Origin of the sequence: Sphingomonas sp. (assembly GCF_019242355.1) — a bacterium.
Classification (GTDB): Bacteria; Pseudomonadota; Alphaproteobacteria; order Sphingomonadales; family Sphingomonadaceae; genus Sphingomicrobium.
This window is the reverse complement of record NZ_JAFAVR010000059.1, coordinates 1-16,184: the sequence shown is the minus strand read 5'-3', so window position 1 is coordinate 16,184 and position 16,184 is coordinate 1. Positions and strand designations below refer to the sequence as shown.

18 protein-coding genes are annotated in these 16,184 nt (G+C 65.0%); 11 read left to right on the top strand and 7 right to left on the bottom strand.

Annotated elements, in window-relative coordinates; all coding sequences use genetic code 11:
• On the bottom strand, positions 1-146 hold a 146-nt coding region (locus JOZ79_RS02570; protein ID WP_294070137.1), incomplete at its 3' end, for an NAD(P)-binding protein.
• A complete protein-coding gene (locus JOZ79_RS02565) occupies positions 143-1,360 on the bottom strand; it encodes a glycosyltransferase family 1 protein (protein WP_294070135.1) in 1,218 nt (405 codons plus the stop codon). The genes JOZ79_RS02565 and JOZ79_RS02570, both read right to left, overlap by 4 nt.
• 249 nt (positions 1,361-1,609) lie before the next feature.
• Between JOZ79_RS02565 and JOZ79_RS02560 the strand changes: the two genes are divergently transcribed.
• From JOZ79_RS02560 to mce, 4 genes are read left to right on the top strand one after another with little or no spacing between them, the layout of a single operon-like run.
• Complete coding sequence (locus JOZ79_RS02560; RefSeq protein WP_294070132.1) at positions 1,610-3,136, top strand: acyl-CoA carboxylase subunit beta; 1,527 nt, start codon at positions 1,610-1,612, stop codon at positions 3,134-3,136.
• Entirely contained in the window at positions 3,133-4,260 is a 1,128-nt protein-coding gene (locus JOZ79_RS02555) for a tetratricopeptide repeat protein (protein WP_294070130.1), read from the top strand. The genes JOZ79_RS02560 and JOZ79_RS02555 overlap by 4 nt, the downstream gene beginning before the upstream one ends.
• Complete coding sequence (locus JOZ79_RS02550; protein ID WP_294070127.1) at positions 4,257-4,715, top strand: OsmC family protein; 459 nt, start codon at positions 4,257-4,259, stop codon at positions 4,713-4,715. Before JOZ79_RS02555 ends, JOZ79_RS02550 begins: the two co-directional genes overlap by 4 nt.
• Positions 4,712-5,131, top strand: a complete 420-nt coding sequence (mce, locus tag JOZ79_RS02545; RefSeq protein WP_294070125.1) for a methylmalonyl-CoA epimerase — start codon at positions 4,712-4,714, stop codon at positions 5,129-5,131. The genes JOZ79_RS02550 and mce overlap by 4 nt, the downstream gene beginning before the upstream one ends.
• Here mce and JOZ79_RS02540 read toward each other — a convergent pair.
• On the bottom strand, positions 5,103-5,336 hold the full coding sequence (locus JOZ79_RS02540; RefSeq protein WP_294070124.1) for a KTSC domain-containing protein: 234 nt from the start codon (positions 5,334-5,336) through the stop codon (positions 5,103-5,105). The genes mce and JOZ79_RS02540 overlap by 29 nt on opposite strands.
• An 85-nt stretch (positions 5,337-5,421) precedes the next feature.
• Here JOZ79_RS02540 and scpA point away from each other — a divergent pair, with 85 nt between their 5' ends.
• The 7 genes from scpA (at position 5,422) to fghA (ending at position 13,319) form a co-directional block, all read left to right on the top strand.
• A complete protein-coding gene (gene scpA / locus JOZ79_RS02535; RefSeq protein ID WP_294070123.1) occupies positions 5,422-7,668 on the top strand; it encodes a methylmalonyl-CoA mutase in 2,247 nt (748 codons plus the stop codon).
• On the top strand, positions 7,665-8,126 hold the full coding sequence (locus tag JOZ79_RS02530; protein ID WP_294070121.1) for a DMT family transporter: 462 nt from the start codon (positions 7,665-7,667) through the stop codon (positions 8,124-8,126). The genes scpA and JOZ79_RS02530 overlap by 4 nt, the downstream gene beginning before the upstream one ends.
• A gap of 102 nt (positions 8,127-8,228) precedes the next feature.
• Positions 8,229-10,238 (top strand): acetyl/propionyl/methylcrotonyl-CoA carboxylase subunit alpha, encoded by a 2,010-nt coding sequence (locus JOZ79_RS02525; protein WP_294070119.1) that lies wholly within the window; start codon positions 8,229-8,231, stop codon positions 10,236-10,238.
• 41 nt (positions 10,239-10,279) lie between these two features.
• Entirely contained in the window at positions 10,280-10,978 is a 699-nt protein-coding gene (locus tag JOZ79_RS02520) for a type 1 glutamine amidotransferase (protein ID WP_294070116.1), read from the top strand.
• Entirely contained in the window at positions 10,975-12,087 is a 1,113-nt protein-coding gene (locus tag JOZ79_RS02515; protein WP_294070115.1) for an S-(hydroxymethyl)glutathione dehydrogenase/class III alcohol dehydrogenase, read from the top strand. The genes JOZ79_RS02520 and JOZ79_RS02515 overlap by 4 nt, the downstream gene beginning before the upstream one ends.
• Positions 12,088-12,102: 15 nt before the next feature.
• Positions 12,103-12,486 carry a VOC family protein gene (locus JOZ79_RS02510; RefSeq protein WP_294070113.1) on the top strand — a complete coding sequence of 128 codons (384 nt, stop codon included), beginning with the start codon at positions 12,103-12,105 and terminating at the stop codon, positions 12,484-12,486.
• Complete coding sequence (gene fghA, locus JOZ79_RS02505; RefSeq protein WP_294070110.1) at positions 12,486-13,319, top strand: S-formylglutathione hydrolase; 834 nt, start codon at positions 12,486-12,488, stop codon at positions 13,317-13,319. The genes JOZ79_RS02510 and fghA overlap by 1 nt, the downstream gene beginning before the upstream one ends.
• Before the next feature lie 7 nt (positions 13,320-13,326).
• Here the strand turns inward: fghA and msrB are convergent, their stop codons facing one another.
• The 4 genes from msrB to JOZ79_RS02485 form a co-directional block, all read right to left on the bottom strand.
• Entirely contained in the window at positions 13,327-13,812 is a 486-nt protein-coding gene (gene msrB, locus JOZ79_RS02500; RefSeq protein WP_294070109.1) for a peptide-methionine (R)-S-oxide reductase MsrB, read from the bottom strand.
• A gap of 61 nt (positions 13,813-13,873) precedes the next feature.
• Positions 13,874-14,263, bottom strand: a complete 390-nt coding sequence (gene cyoD / locus JOZ79_RS02495) for a cytochrome o ubiquinol oxidase subunit IV (RefSeq protein WP_294070107.1) — start codon at positions 14,261-14,263, stop codon at positions 13,874-13,876.
• Positions 14,260-14,904 (bottom strand): cytochrome o ubiquinol oxidase subunit III, encoded by a 645-nt coding sequence (cyoC, locus tag JOZ79_RS02490; protein ID WP_294070105.1) that lies wholly within the window; start codon positions 14,902-14,904, stop codon positions 14,260-14,262. The genes cyoD and cyoC overlap by 4 nt, the downstream gene beginning before the upstream one ends.
• Positions 14,901-16,184 (bottom strand): cbb3-type cytochrome c oxidase subunit I (locus JOZ79_RS02485; RefSeq protein WP_294070102.1); only part of this gene is annotated, 1,284 nt, incomplete at its 5' end. The genes cyoC and JOZ79_RS02485, both read right to left, overlap by 4 nt.

The following is a 16,184-nucleotide window of genomic DNA, read 5'->3' as shown; positions in this document are numbered from 1 at the left end:
TTACCGCCCACGTGATCGCGCCGGTCGATCAGCAGGATGCGGGCGCCGTGCTGCGATGCCAGGCGCTCAGCAAGAACGGAGCCGGCATAACCGGCTCCGACGATCAGGTAATCGTAGCGGGCCCCGCCGCTCTGCTCGCCGCTCATTCGGCGGCCACGAGCATCGCCGGCTTGGCGCCCGCGGGGGCGACTCCCAGCAGCTCCGAGATGAAGCCGCTCATCCGCGCAAAGGTCGTGTCCCAGCTGGCTGCCGCAAGCATCAGATCGGCCTCTGCGAGCCAGCCACTTTCCGGATGACGCGATTGCTCCAGCGCCTTTTCGCAGGCCACCACGAAATCTTCCGCGGTCGAGGCGATGTGCACGCCTTCGAGCTCGCCATAATGGCGAACGACGTCCTTGATCGGGGTCGACACCACCGGCTTGCCGCCGGCGAGATATTCGGGGGTCTTGGTCGGCGAGATGAACTGCGTCGACTCGTTCATCGCGAACGGCATCAGCGCGACGTCCCAGCCCGACAGATAGCAGGGCAGCTCTTCGTATTTCTTGCCGCCGAGATAGTGGATATTCGACCGGTGCGGCAGGTCTTCCTCGGAAATCTTCACGACCGGGCCGACCATAACGAACGACCAGTTCGGCCGAAGCGCCGCGACTTGCCCGAGAAGGTCGGCGTCGAAGCGTTCGTCGAGCACTCCGTAGAAGCCGAGCCGCGGGCGCGGCAGGTCTTCCTGGTCGGCCGGATCGAACAGGCGCGAGCGCGCCTTGGCGAAGTGAGCGCGGTCGACCGACGACGGGAAGCAATGGACGTTATCGTGACGGCCCTTCTTGGCCTCATAGAGACTGGAGCCGCCCGTGAAGACGATGTCGGAGCGGTCGAGGAGCTCCTGTTCCAGACTGAGCAGGTGCGTCGGAGCGAACTTGAACTTGGAAAGCTCGTCCATCGCGTCGAACACGGTGACGTCCGGCGTCACGTGCCGCGAGAAGGGCAGCATCATCGGCGTATAGTACCAGGCAACCAGAGGGCCCTTCACGGTCGCCAGATGAGCGTCGAGAAGCCGGCTGAGCGCGGCCTCACGGGCGTCTTCAGGCATCCCGGCGGGAAGGTGGGGGACAACGACGCGGACGTTCGGGAAATCCTCTGCCTGGCGGACCTGCAGGAACGCAGTCTCCTTGGCACCGATCTCGATCGGCTCCTCCCAGTAGATCACCGACATGTCACGGGCAAAGCGGCTCATCAGGTGCTGCGGCCGCTGGAACACGAAATCCCACCGCAGGTGCGAAAAGCACAGAAGGGTGATGGATTGCGAACCTCGCGCCGAGGGCTCGGCTTCAGAGTCGACTGGCACCCCGACACGCGTCAGCATTTCTCGTTTTTCCTCCGTGGTTTTAGATTGCCGATACATGAACGGAACAAACGGGGTTAGGGTTCCGAGGCACTGATCAAGGTTAATGCAAATCTTATCCTTGTGCGGTGCAACATCACGAGCATGCCTGGCGGACCGCCTGCGACATCCTCTCACTCCGGGCGATATGGATAGCGGCCCTGACGGAACAAGGCGTGATTGACGCCGTCCGACCGCCGTGGAAGGGGATCGGCGCAAGGGAGACACGCTTTGGCGACAACCATCCAGGAGCTCGAACGGCGCCGTGAGCTCGCCCGCCTGGGCGGGGGCACGAAGCGGATCGCGGCGCAGCATGCCAAGGGCCGGCTGACGGCGCGCGAGCGGCTGTCGGTGCTTCTCGATCCGCATAGCTTCGAAGAATATGACATGTTCGTCGAGCATAATGCGGTCGACTTCGGCATGGCCGAGCAGGTCGTTCCGGGCGATGGCGTGGTCACCGGGTCGGGCACCATCAACGGCCGCCTGGTCTACGTGTTCGCGCAGGACTTCACCGTGTTCGGCGGCTCGCTAAGCGAGCGGCACGCGCAGAAGATCTGCAAGGTCATGGACATGGCGATGAAGGTCGGGGCTCCCGTCATCGGCCTCAATGACAGCGGCGGCGCACGCATCCAGGAAGGGGTCGCAAGCCTCGCCGGCTACGCCGAGGTGTTCCAGCGCAACGTGCTTGCGAGCGGGGTCATCCCGCAGATCAGCCTGATCATGGGCCCGTGCGCGGGCGGCGCGGTCTATTCCCCGGCGATGACCGACTTCATCTTCATGGTGAAGGACAGCTCCTACATGTTCGTGACCGGGCCGGACGTGGTGAAAACCGTCACCAACGAGGTCGTGACGCAGGAGGAGCTGGGCGGCGCGGTCACGCACACCACCCGCTCGGGCGTCGCCGACGTCGCGTTCGAGAACGACATCGACGCGCTGCTTGCGACCCGCGAGTTCTTCGACTTCCTTCCGCTGTCGAATCGCACCGACCTGCCCGAACGGCCGTGCGAGGACCCGGCGGAGCGCGGCGAGGAGAGTCTCGACACGCTCGTCCCGCCGAGCGCCACGACGCCCTATGACATGCACGAACTCATCCGGAAGGTCGCCGACGAGGGCGACTTCTTCGAGCTTCAGCCGGCACATGCCGCCAACATCATCACGGGCTTCTGCCGGATCGAGGGCCGCACCGTGGGCGTGGTCGCCAACCAGCCCATGGTCCTCGCCGGTGTCCTCGACATCAATTCATCGAAAAAGGCGGCGCGATTCGTGCGCTTCTGCGACGCGTTCGATATTCCGATCCTTACCTTCGTGGACGTGCCAGGCTTCCTGCCTGGCGTCGGGCAGGAGCATCACGGAATCATCAAGCACGGCGCCAAGCTGCTGTTTGCCTATGCCGAGGCGACGGTGCCGAAGATCACGGTGATCACGCGCAAGGCCTATGGCGGCGCCTATGACGTGATGAGCTCCAAGCATCTGCGCGGCGACTTGAATTACGCCTGGCCGACCGCCGAGATCGCGGTGATGGGCGCCAAGGGTGCGGTCGAGATCATCTTCCGCGGCAAGACGCCGGAGGAGCAGGCCGAGCACACCCGCGAATATGAAGAGCGCTTCGCCAACCCGTTCGTGGCGGCGAGCAAGGGCTTCATCGACGAGGTCATCATGCCCCACTCGACCCGGCGGCGGGTGGCGATGGGTTTAAGGAAGCTGCGCAACAAGCAGCTCGAAAACCCGTGGAAGAAGCACGATAACATCCCGCTGTGACGCATCCCGACCAGCCGTGGCTGTTCATTCTGCTGGCCTTCGCGGCGGTGGCGCCCGTGCGGTACATCTACCGATTTCTCATTTACTCGCCTGCTCGGCTCGGGCCCACGCCGCATGGGGCAAGTCTCGCCTGGCGGTCGCCGGCGATCTTCGGCGTCAGCATTGCCGCGCTAGTCGCTCTGGCCGGGTTCGCGACTTTCCTTTTCACTCCCGCCGCCGCCGAGGTCGACCGGTCGGCACCGCTGTGGGCTTTGCTCATCGGCGCCCTCGGCATCTGGCTTTATTGCTCGGCGGCGCTCGGAGTCCGCACCGGCCGGGCCAAGCCGCTGATGCGAGGCTTCGCCCGCAGCTACCATCGCGACGCCATGCCGAAACGGTTCTGGGGGGCGATCGCCTGGAACGTCGTGATCGCCGCTCTCATGATCGCCGCCGCGACCTTCGGCCTGTGGCGAGCGTCGGCGGACGCGCTCGAATCCGAATGCTACAACGGGGAGGGTACCAACTCGGCGCGGCAGTCGCTCGACGCCTGCAACCAGCTTCTTCGGCAAGTGCTGTATCGGCGATACATCGACTCCGCGAACGTCTTCCTGGCGCGCGGGAACGCCAACCGGCGCGTCGGTGACAGCCGCCACGCGCTCGCCGACTACAGCGCCGCCATCCGTCTTCAGCCCGGCTTCGTCGCCGCGCTCGAAAGCCGCGGGCTGACGCACGCCCAGCGCGGCGAAGCGGCGGCCGCAATCGCCGACTTCAGCAGCGCGATGAAGCTGACGCCTGACGATCCCGATGTCTATTTCGACCGGGGTTACACTTATCAGACCGTCCTGAACGATCCGGGCCATGCGATTGCCGACTATACCGCCGCCCTCAAGCTCAAGCCCGACTATCTCGGCCCCTTGGCGCAGCGCGCGCGCTGCTATGCGGCGATCGGCAATTACGCGCAGGCCATCGCCGGGTTCAGCGAGGTGATCCGCCAGCAGCCGAACGATCCCGACATCTATCTCGACCGGTCAAAGGCCTATGCGGCGTCCGGCAATGCGGAATGGGCCGAGGACGATCGCCAGACGGCGATCCATCTCGATCCTTCACTCGCCGCCCACGTTCCGGCAGTGAAGGCCCCGTCATGAGCAGCTATACCGCAACGATCCGCTGGACCCGCTCGGACGAAGGCGACTTCGCCAAGGGACAGTACAGCCGAGCGCACGAATGGGCCTTTGACGGCGGCGCAACGGTGCCGGCCTCGCCGAGCCCGCACATCGTTCCGGCGCCCTGGTCGGACGAGCGCGGGGTCGATCCGGAGGAGGCGTTCGTCGCGTCGCTGTCGTCCTGCCACATGCTGTTCTTCATCGACCTGGCGCGGCGGGATGGCTGGGTGGTCGATGCCTATGCCGACGAGGCGGAAGGGTTCCTGGAAAAGCGTAGCGATGGGAAAATGGCGATGGCCCGGGTCATCCTTTATCCGCAAGTGACCTGGGCTGGCGAGGAGCCGGGCCCGCCAGCAATCGCGGATCTCCATCGTCGCGCGCACGAAGCGTGCTTCATTGCCAATTCGGTAACGACGGAAGTGAAGGTGCAATCATGAAACTCGGGCGTTTGAACCATGTTGGCGTGGCAACGCCCTCGATCGAGAAAAGCCTGGAGACCTACCGGACCATGTTCGGCGTAGAGCCGCGTGGTGCTCCGTTCGATCTACCGGCGCAGGGTGTCCGAGTATGCTTCGTCGACGCGCCGAACAGCCAGATCGAGCTGATCGAGCCGCTGGGCGAGGCATCTCCGATCGTGAAGTTCCTGGAGAAAAATCCGCTCGGCGGGCAGCATCACGTCTGCTTCGAAGTGCCGGATATCCACGCCGCGAAGGCGGATTTTGAAGCGAAAGGCGCGCGGGTGCTGGGTGAGCCACGCATCGGCGCGCACGGAACCCTGGTGTTCTTCGTCCATCCGAAGGACATGGGCGGAGTGCTGACCGAGATCATGGAAACACCAGGAGAGGCGCACTGACTGGCGGGTCATCCGGGCATTCGGCGACCCGCTTGAAGGGGTAGCGGCAACGGATGCGGGCGTTGAAGTAGCGTCCCCGCGACGACGCACTGCGCAACTCGTCGACGACCTGCGGCGGGACCGCTCCATACTGGTAGCAGCGGCCGGTCACGAATGTGACGCAGAGCTCGCACGTGCCTGGGTCGTAGGTAAAGCGGCGGATCACGGATGACGGCATGGCCCGTCAACGCGCCGGCGAGTCCCCGCGTTGCAGGGTGGAGCTTCGCCCGTGCCCGCGCTAGGGCGCTCCGGTGACTGACAAGCCGACGAAATCCGATTGGGAAACGCTCGCCGCGAAGGAGTCGCGCGGCGAGAACCTCTCACGCGAGACGGTCGAGGGCATCCGTCTCAACACCGTTTACGGGCCGGATGACGTTGCCGCGATCGACAGCGGCTACCCGGGCGTCGCCCCATTCACGCGCGGCCCCTATGCGACGATGTACGCCGGGCGGCCGTGGACGATCCGCCAGTACGCCGGATTCTCGACCGCCGAGGAGTCAAACGCCTTCTATCGCCGCAACCTCGCTGCCGGGCAGAAGGGCCTGAGCGTCGCCTTCGACCTCGCCACCCACCGCGGTTACGACAGTGACAATCCGCGCGTCGCCGGCGACGTCGGCATGGCGGGCGTCGCCATCGACACGGTCGAGGACATGAAATTGCTGTTCGACGGCATTCCGCTGGGCGAGATGTCGGTCAGCATGACGATGAACGGCGCGGTGCTCCCGGTCATGGCCTTCTTCATCGTCGCCGGCGAGGAGCAGGGCGTTGCGGCAAGCGCGCTCAACGGCACGATCCAGAACGACATTTTGAAAGAGTTCGCGGTCCGCAACACCTACATCTACCCCCCCGAACCGAGCATGCGGATCGTCAGCGACATCATCGCTTTCACCAACGCCGAGATGCCGAAGTTCAACTCGATCTCGATCAGCGGCTATCACATGCACGAGGCCGGGGCCACGGCGGTGCAGGAACTCGCCTACACGCTCGCCGACGGCATGGAATATGTCCGCGCGGCGCAGGCCGACGGCTTGGACATCGATGCATTCGCGGGGCGGCTGAGCTTCTTCTGGGGCATCGGCATGAACCTGTTCATGGAGGTCGCCAAGCTGCGCGCGGGGCGGACCCTGTGGCACCGGATCATGACCCAGCTCGGCGCACAGAAGGACGAGTCCAAGCGGCTGCGAACCCACTGCCAGACGTCGGGCGTTAGCCTGACCGAGCAGGACCCGTACAACAACATCATCCGCACCACGATCGAGGCGCTGGCGGCGGTGCTTGGCGGCACCCAGTCGCTGCACACCAATAGCTTCGACGAAGCGATTGCGCTGCCGACCGATTTCAGCGCGCGGATCGCCCGCAACACGCAGCTGATCCTCGCCGAGGAAAGCGGCGTCACCGCGGTCGCCGATCCGCTCGGCGGGAGCTGGTATGTCGAAAGTCTGACGCGCGAACTGGAGGAGAAAGCCTGGGCCTTGATCGAGGAGGTCGAGGCGCATGGCGGGATGACCAAGGCGGTGGCGGAGGGCCTGCCCAAGCACCGCATCGAGGAAGCGGCGGCGGCACGCGCAGCCAAGGTCGATACGGGCGAGACGACCATCGTCGGCGTCAACCGTTACCGGCTCGAGAATGAGCCCGAGGTCGACATCCTAGAGGTCGACAACGCAAAGGTTCGCGCCGGCCAGATCGCGCGGATCGAAAAGGTTCGAAGCGAGCGCGATAACGCCAAGGTCCGGGCTGCGCTGGATGCTCTGACGGAAGCTGCCAATAATCCTCCCCGGAACGGGGAGGTGGCAGACCCGAAGGGGCTGACGGACCGGGCCCCCTCCACCACCCGCTCTGCGGCGGGCGGTCCCCCTCCCCGTTCCGGGGACGAGCTTGGCAGCAACCTCCTCGCTCTCGCCGTCGAGTGCGCGCGGGCTCGGGCGACGCTCGGCGAAATTTCCGACGCGCTGGAACGCGCATTCGGCCGCTACGGCACCAAGCCGGAACCGGTGCGCGGCATTTACGGCAGTGCGCGCAAGGACGGGCGCTGGAAGGCCGCAGAGGAAGGCACGCGCTCAGTCGCCGACCGGCTCGGCCGCAAGCCGCGGATCATGGTTGCGAAGATGGGCCAGGACGGCCACGACCGCGGCGCCAACCTTGTGTCCTCGGCGTTCACCGATCTCGGATTCGAAGTCGTCCCCGGCCCGCTGTTCCAGACCCCGCGCGAAACCGCGCAGATGGCGATCGACAGCGACGTCGACGTGGTCGGCGCAAGCTCGCTCGCGGCGGGCCACCGAACGCTGATCCCGGAGATGATCGAGGCGCTGAAGGACATGGGCCGCGCCGACATCAAGGTGGTCGTCGGTGGCGTCATCCCCGCGCAGGATTACGCGATGCTGCGGGCGGCGGGCGTGCAGGCAATCTTCGGGCCTGGGACGAATTTGGCAGACGCCGCAGACGAGGTGCTTCGCCTGCTCGGGCATAACCGCCCGCCGGTCGACGAGGCCGCCGAGTGAATTCGCAGGCTGGTAGCAGTTTCGCGCTCATCGCGCTGCTGATGTTCGCCACCGGAATGGGCATTCCGGTGATGGCCGCACTCAACGCCAATCTAGGTCAGCACATCCAATCGCCGGTGGCGGCAAGTGCGATCTTGTTTGGGCTCGGGTGCATTGTGTCGACTTTAATTCTGCTGGCCGTGGGCGTGCCGAAGCTGGAAAGCTTCCACGGCGTCTCGCCGTGGGTATTCGCGGCGGCGTTGCTGGTCGCCTTCTACCTGATCTCGATCACCTGGTCGGCGCCGCGAGTCGGCATTGGCAATGCCGTTTTCTTCGTATTGCTGGGGCAGTTGGTTGCGGCGGCCGTGATCGACCATTGGGGCCTGTTCGGAGCCGTGCAATCGAGCCTGACCATGAAGCGCGCGATTGGATTACTCGTAATGGCGATCGGCGTCTGGCTCGCCAAAAAGCCGCGCTGACCAAATCCCCCTCCCGCTTGCGGGAGGGGCTAGGGGAGGGCATGTGCCGGCAATGACAAACAAGCCCTCCCCCGACCCCTCCCGCAAGCGGGAGGGGAGGTGATGTTCAAGAAAATCCTGATTGCGAACCGTGGTGAAATCGCGTGCCGGGTGATCCGCACCGCCAAGCGCATGGGCATCCAGACGGTTGCGGTTTACTCAGACGCGGATGCTCGCGCGCCGCATGTGCGGATGGCGGACGAGAGCGTTCGGCTGGGGCCGGCGCCGGCGAGCGAATCCTACCTCAAGGCCGAGCTGATCGTCGACGCCTGCAAGGCGACGGGCGCGGAGGCGGTGCACCCGGGCTATGGCTTCCTGTCAGAACGTACCAGCTTTGCGCAGGCGCTCGCCGACGCCGGCATCGCCTTCATTGGGCCGCCGCCAAACGCGATCGCGGCGATGGGCGACAAGATCGAATCCAAAAAGTTAGCCAAGCAGGCAGGCGTCAACGTCGTGCCCGGCTATCTCGGCGACATCGCGACGACCGACGACGCGGTGAAGATCGCGTCCGACATCGGCTATCCAGTGATGATGAAGGCGTCGGCGGGCGGCGGCGGCAAGGGCATGCGCCTCGCCTGGTCCGAGACCGACGTCCGCGAAGGCTTCGACAGCGTGAAGCGCGAGGGCCTGAACAGCTTCGGCGACGACCGCGTGTTCATCGAGAAGTTCATCGAACAGCCGCGCCACATCGAGATCCAGCTGCTCGGCGACCAGCATGGCAACATCCTCTATTTGAACGAGCGCGAATGCTCGATCCAGCGCCGCCACCAGAAGGTCGTCGAGGAAGCGCCGTCGCCGTTCGTCACGCCCGAGATGCGCAAGGCGATGGGCGAGCAGGCGGTCGCGCTGGCGCGGGCGGTTGGCTACTACTCCGCCGGCACGGTCGAGCTGATCGTCTCCGGCGCGGACCCGACCGGCAAGAGCTTCTACTTCCTCGAAATGAACACCCGGCTGCAGGTCGAGCATCCGGTGACCGAGGAAATCACCGGGCTGGACCTGGTCGAGCAGATGATCCGCGTTGCGGCGGGCGAGAAGCTGGCGTTCACGCAGAAGGACGTGCAGCTCAACGGCTGGTCGATCGAAACGCGCATCTATGCCGAGGACCCGTCCCGCGGCTTCCTGCCGAGCACCGGCCGCCTGATCCGCTATCGGCCGCCGATTGAGCATCGCTACGAGAACGAAGTCGTGCGCGTCGACGACGGCGTGTTCGACGGCGGCGAAGTCTCGATGTTCTACGACCCGATGATCGCCAAGCTGATCACGTGGGCGGCGACGCGGATCGAGGCGATCGACGCGCAGGTCGACGCGCTCGATCAGTTCGTGATCGACGGCATTAGCAACAATGTCGATTTCCTCTCCGCGCTGATGCAGCACCCGCGCTTCCGCTCCGGCGAGATCACGACCGGCTTCATCGCCGAGGAATATCCGGACGGCTTCCACGGCGCTCCGGCGGAGGAGCAATTGACGGCGGATCTCGCGGTCATCGCCGGCATGGTCGCGGTCATCGGCGACGAGCGCGCGGCGGAGATCAGCGACCAGCTCGGGCCGGCGCCGATCCTGTCGGGCGAGCGCATCGTCTGCTTCGGAAGCGCCCGGCACAATGTCCGGATCAAGCCTTACAAGGGCGGCACGCTGGCAGTGCTCGACGGGCAGGGGCCGATCGACATCGTTGGTCGCTGGACGGTGGGTCAGCGGCTGTTGAGCGTCGTAATCGACGGCCGCGAACGCATCGTCCAAATCCGCCGCGTCGGCCGCAACTGGGAGCTCCAGACGCGTGGTGCGAGCCACAAGGTGCAGGTTCTTCAGCCGCATGTCGCGGAACTCTCAAAGCACATGATCGAAAAACCGGCGCCCGACCTCTCGCGGCTGCTGCTGGCGCCGATGCCGGGGCTGTTGACCAAGCTCGACGTGGCCGTCGGCGACAAGGTCGAGCCCGGCCAGCCCGTCGCCGTCATGGAAGCGATGAAGATGGAAAACATCCTCCGCGCGCCCAAGGCCGCGACGGTGAAGGCGACGCCGGCCAAGGCTGGCGACAGCCTTGCGGTCGATCAGGTCATCGTGGAGTTCGAATAGGGCCGCTTGGCCGAACGCGAATGTGCTGGCAAGGCGATCCCATGAAGCTTGCAGTTCTCGAGACCGGGGTTCCGCCCGGCCACCTCGCGCAAGAGTTTGGTGACTATCCGGCGATGTTCCACCGCCTGCTCGGTGACGAGTTCACGGTCGAGAGTTTCGACGTGCAGGCGGGTGCGTTGCCGTCCGATCCTGGCGCGCACCATGCCTATCTGATCACCGGTTCACCCGCCGGGGTGTACGATCCGTTGCCATGGATCCCGCCGCTGATGGAGTTCATCCGGGCTGCCAAGGACAGCCGCATGATCGGCGTCTGCTTCGGGCATCAGGTCATGGCGGAGGCGCTTGGCGGACAGGTTATCAAATCGCCGAAGGGCTTTGGCGCCGGCTTGCATCGGTACCGCGTCGTCAGTTCGGCCCGATGGCTGAATGGCGAGAAATCGGTCGCCATCCCCGCCTCGCATCAGGATCAGGTCGTGGTGCAGCCGCCGGCAACTGAGGTGATCGCCGAATCCGACTTCACTCCCTTCGCGGCGCTGGCCTGGACCGATCGCCCAGCGATCTCGTTCCAGTTCCATCCCGAATTCTCTCCCGGCTTCGCCAAGGCGCTGATCGAGAAGCGATACGATGTAGTGAACGATCCCGACGCGGCGATCGCCTCGCTTGATGCGCCCAATGATACGGCGGTCGTCGGCGAGTGGATTCGCAAATTCCTCACCGTAGACATCGGAGACCAGCAATGAAAAGCCGCGCCGCGGTTGCATTCGAAGCCAAGCAGCCGCTCGAGGTCGTGGAAGTCGATCTCGAAGGGCCGAAGGCGGGAGAAGTGCTGGTCGAGATCATGGCCACCGGCATTTGCCACACGGACGCCTATACGCTGGACGGGCTGGACAGCGAGGGCCTGTTCCCGTCGATCCTTGGTCACGAGGGCGCGGGCGTGGTTCGCGAGGTCGGGCCGGGAGTCACCAGCGTGAAGCCCGGCGATCACGTCATCCCGCTGTACACGCCCGAATGCCGCCAGTGTAAGTCGTGCCTCAGCGGCAAGACCAATCTCTGCACCGCGATCCGCGCGACGCAGGGCAAGGGCGTCATGCCCGACGGCACCAGCCGCTTCAGCTACAAAGGCCAGCAGATCTTCCATTACATGGGCTGCTCGACCTTCTCGAACTTCACGGTGCTGCCCGAAATCGCGGTTGCGAAGATCCGCGAGGACGCACCGTTCCAGAGCAGCTGCTACATCGGTTGCGGCGTGACGACCGGCGTCGGCGCGGTGACCAAGACGGCCAAGGTGCAGGCGGGCGACAATGTCGTCGTGTTCGGGCTCGGCGGCATCGGCCTCAACGTCATCCAGGGCGCCAGGCTGGTCGGCGCGAACCGGATCATCGGCGTCGACATCAACCCGGACCGCGAGGAATGGGGCCGCAAGTTCGGCATGACCGACTTCCTCAATTCGAAGGGAATGAGCCGCGAGGATATCGTCGCCAGGATCGTCGAGCAGACCGACGGCGGCGCCGACTACACCTTCGACGCGACCGGCAACACCGAGGTGATGCGGACGGCGCTGGAATGCTGCCACCGCGGCTGGGGCACCAGCGTCATCATCGGCGTCGCCGAAGCCGGCAAGGAGATCGCGACGCGGCCGTTCCAGCTGGTCACCGGCCGCAACTGGCGCGGGACGGCGTTCGGGGGCGCCAAGGGGCGGACCGACGTTCCGAAGATCGTCGACTGGTACATGGACGGGAAGATCGCGATCGACCCGATGATCACCCACACACTGACGCTCGACGAGATCAACAAGGGCTTCGACCTCATGCACGCCGGCGAGAGCATTCGGGCGGTCGTGGTTTACTAAAAGGGAGCGGTAGCCATGTTCAGTCATATCACGCTCGGCACCAACGATGTTGCGGAGGCCAAGCGCTTCTACGACGCCGCGCTTGGGGCGCTGGGCGTCCCGCCAGGCGAGATCGATGTCCAGGGCCGCGTCGTTTACATGCACAATGGCGGTCGCCTGGTCGTCCGTACGCCGCTCGACGGTGAGGCGGCACATGGGGCCAACGGCGGGACGCTGGGCTTTCTTGCGGCGTCGCCGGCCGAGGTCGATGGCTGGCATGAGGCGGGTCTCGCCGCTGGCGGTACGGCGATCGAGGATCCACCAGGCGAGCGCCATCCGCCCGACGGCCGCGTGCTCTACTTGGCCTATCTTCGTGATCCCGCGGGCAACAAGCTGTGCGGGTTTCATCGCATCAAGTGATGGACATCGTATCAGAGAACAAGGCCCACGGTGGCCGGCAGCTGGTTGTGAAGCATGCATCCAGTGCAACCGGCACGGACATGACCTTCTCGATCTTCCTGCCGCCGCAAGCTGAGCAGGGCACCGCGTTGCCGGTCGTCTGGTATCTCTCCGGCCTGACCTGCACCCACGCCAATGTCACCGACAAGGGCGAGTACCGCGCCGCCTGTGCCGAGCATGGGCTGATCTTCGTCGCGCCGGACACCAGTCCGCGCGGTGATGACGTGCCCGACGCGGAAGGATACGACTTCGGTCAGGGCGCTGGTTTCTATGTCGATGCGACTGAGGAACCCTGGGCGCGCAACTTCCGAATGTGGAGCTATGTAACCGACGAACTGCCGGCGCTGGTCGCCGCCGAGTTTCCAGCCGACATGGCGCGCCAGGGGATCACCGGCCATTCAATGGGCGGGCATGGAGCGCTGACCGTGGCGCTTCGCAATCCGGACCGGTTTCGCAGCGTCTCGGCGTTCGCGCCGATCGTTGCTCCCGGACAGGTGCCCTGGGGCAGGAAGGCGCTGGCAGGCTATCTCGGCGACGACGAAGCCCGCTGGCGCAAGAATGACCCAATTGCGCTGATCGAGGACGGCGCGCGAGTGGATGAGCTGCTTGTCGACGTCGGGACCGCGGACCAGTTCCTGGAGCAGGAGCTTCGACCCGAGCTTCTGGAACGCGCCTGCTCGGACGCGGGCATTGCACTGACGCTGCGCCGCCAGCCCGGATACGACCACAGCTATTACTTCATCTCGACCTTCATGGCCGATCATTTGCGGTGGCATGCCGAGCGGCTGCGCTGACCGCTGTTCAGGCGGGGCGGAACTGCATCGCCAAGCCGTTCATGCAATAGCGCTGGCCGGTCGGCTTCGGTCCGTCGTCGAAGACATGGCCGAGGTGGCCGCCGCAGCGGGCGCACAGGACCTCGGTGCGGTCCATGCCATCCGAATGGTCGGGGCGCAGGCGATCCGCGCCCGCCAGTGGCCGCCAGAAGCTTGGCCAGCCGGTGCCGCTTTCGAATTTCGTCGCGGAGGAGAATAGCGGCTGAGCGCATCCGGCACAGACGAAGGTGCCGCGCCGATGTTCGTTCAGGAGAGGGCTGCTGAACGGCGCTTCCGTCGCCGCCTGGCGAAGGACGGCATAGCGCTTCGGATCGAGGATTCGGTGCCAGTCGGCATCTGAATGCGTGACCGGGAATGCGGCGGCTTTCGCGATCGAAGGCCGGATCAGGATCGCAGCAGTCAGGGCGGCCGCAGAGGTCCCGACGAAGTGGCGCCGGCTGAAATTCGTGCTCATGTGTCAGTCTCCAGCCTCGGCGCATACACGAGCTGCGCTGGCCGGCGCATGAACGGAGCCGTCAGCCGCGCTGCATTTGCATGTTCGTCATGTCCGGCATGCCGCCCATGTTCGCGTTCATGTGCGCCATGATCCAGATCGTGCCGACCATCACCAGGAAGACGATGAGAACCCCGAAGGCGAGCGCAAGCACGTTGTTGGTATTGTCCGGTCCACTCGTGACGTGGAGGAAAAAGACCAGGTGGACGCCCATCTGGGCGATGGCGAGAACGACGAGGCCGGTGGCAACGCCGGGTCCCCAGATCGCCGAGGTGGACGCGACCCAGAAGGAGATGCCCGTCAGGATTACGGCCAGGGCGAGGCCGATGACGTAGGCAATGCTCTCGCTGAGGATGTTGCTGTGCGGCTCGCCCGGGGCGACGTCCAGCAGATGATTCTCGTTTTCCGTCATGGCAGCGTCCCGATCAGGTAGACGATGGTGAAAATGGCGACCCAGATGATGTCGAGGGCGTGCCAGAAGATGCTGAAGCAGAGCAGGCGCCGAGTGATGTGCTGCTGGAAGCCCTTGGCCGAGATCTGCGCCATCATGGTGCCTAGCCAGAGAAGGCCGGCGGTAACGTGAGCGCCGTGGCACCCGACGAGCGTGAAGAAGCTGGACAGGAACGCGCTGCGCTGCGGCGGGGCGCCCTCGGCGATCATCGACCGGAATTCGTAGATTTCGATCGCGAGGAAGACCAAGCCGAGCAGCCCGGTGGCGAACAGCAGAACCTGAGTCCACAGCATGTTCTTCTGCTTGGCGGCGATGACCGCGAGACCGCAGACGAAGCTCGACGCAAGCAGTGCCGCCGTTTCCACCGCCACCAGGCCGCGGTGGAAGAGCTCATGCCCAGCCGGCCCGCCGTCAGTTGCATGGACGAGGGTCGCATAGGTCGCGAACAGCGCCGAGAACAGGACCATGTCGGACAGCACGAACAGCCAGAAGCCGTAGGGCACGACAATGCTCTTCGACTGCGGCCCGCGGTTGCCGAGTCCGGTGTCTTCGGAGCCGTGATGGGTCAGTCCGACCGCGGGCGCTTCGCTTGCCGTGCTCATGCGGACTGACTCAGGTTGTGGAGGTGCTCCATGCGGATGCGCCGGCGCTCGCGGGCGTTGGCGATGACCTCCTCGACCGGGATGACATGCTCGTTCTCGTCGCGCCACGCGTACCAGACGAACACCGCGAAGGCCCCGACGAGGCCGAGGATTGCAAGCCACCAGATGTACCAGATGATCGCGAAGCCGCAGAGCGAGGCGAAGAAGGCGACGATCACCCCCGTCGGCGAATGCAGCGGCATCTCGATCGGCTGGTAATCGGGCTCGGCGATCAGCTGGTCCTGCTTGATCGCCGTCTGCTTGCGCGTCCAGTAGGCTTCTTCGCCATGGACGTCGGGAAGCACCGCGAAATTATAGTGCGGCGGCGGTGACAGGGTCAGCCACTCCAGCGTGCGACCGTCCCAGGGGTCGCCGGTGACGTCGCGACGCTGGTCGCGGGTCTTGATCGAATAAAGGAGCTGAACGACCGTCAAGGCAATGCCGAGGCCGATGATCGCAGCGCCGACGAAGGCGACGTCGAGATAAGGCGCCCAGGTCGGATCGGGGATGTGCTGCATTCGCCGCGTCGCGCCGTACAGGCCAAGCACGTAGAGCGGCATGAAGGCGAGATGGAAACCCATGAACCAGCACCAGAAGATCGCCTTGCCGAGACGCTCGTCGAGCGTGAAGCCGAACGCCTTCGGGAACCAGTATGTATAGCCGGCCATGACCGCGAACACGACGCCGCCGATGATGACCTGGTGGAAGTGGGCGACGAGGAACAGACTGTTGTGCACCACGAAATCGACCGGCGGCATCGCCAGCAGGATGCCGGTCAGGCCGCCGATGACGAAGGTGAACATGAAGCCGATTGCATAGTGCATGGGCACCGTGAACCGGACCCGGCCACCATACATCGTGAACAGCCAGTTGTAGATCTTCACGCCGGTCGGGATTCCGATCAGCATGCTGGCAATGCCGAAGACGGCGTTGACGTCCGCGCCCGCGCCCATGGTGAAGAAGTGGTGCAGCCAGACCGTGAACGAGAGGATGCAGATCGCGAGCGTCGCGAAGACCATCGATCTGTAGCCGAACAGGGGCTTGCCCGAGAAGGTCGAGACGACCTCCGAGTAGATGCCGAACGCCGCGTTGACGTCGCCGCCCGCGCCCATCGTGAAGAAGTGGTGCAGCCACACCAGCAGCGAGACGATGCAGATGAACATCGTCGCCATCACCATCGAGCGATAGCCGAATAGCGGCTTGGTCGAGAAGGTCGAGACGACCTCCGAGTAGATGCCGAA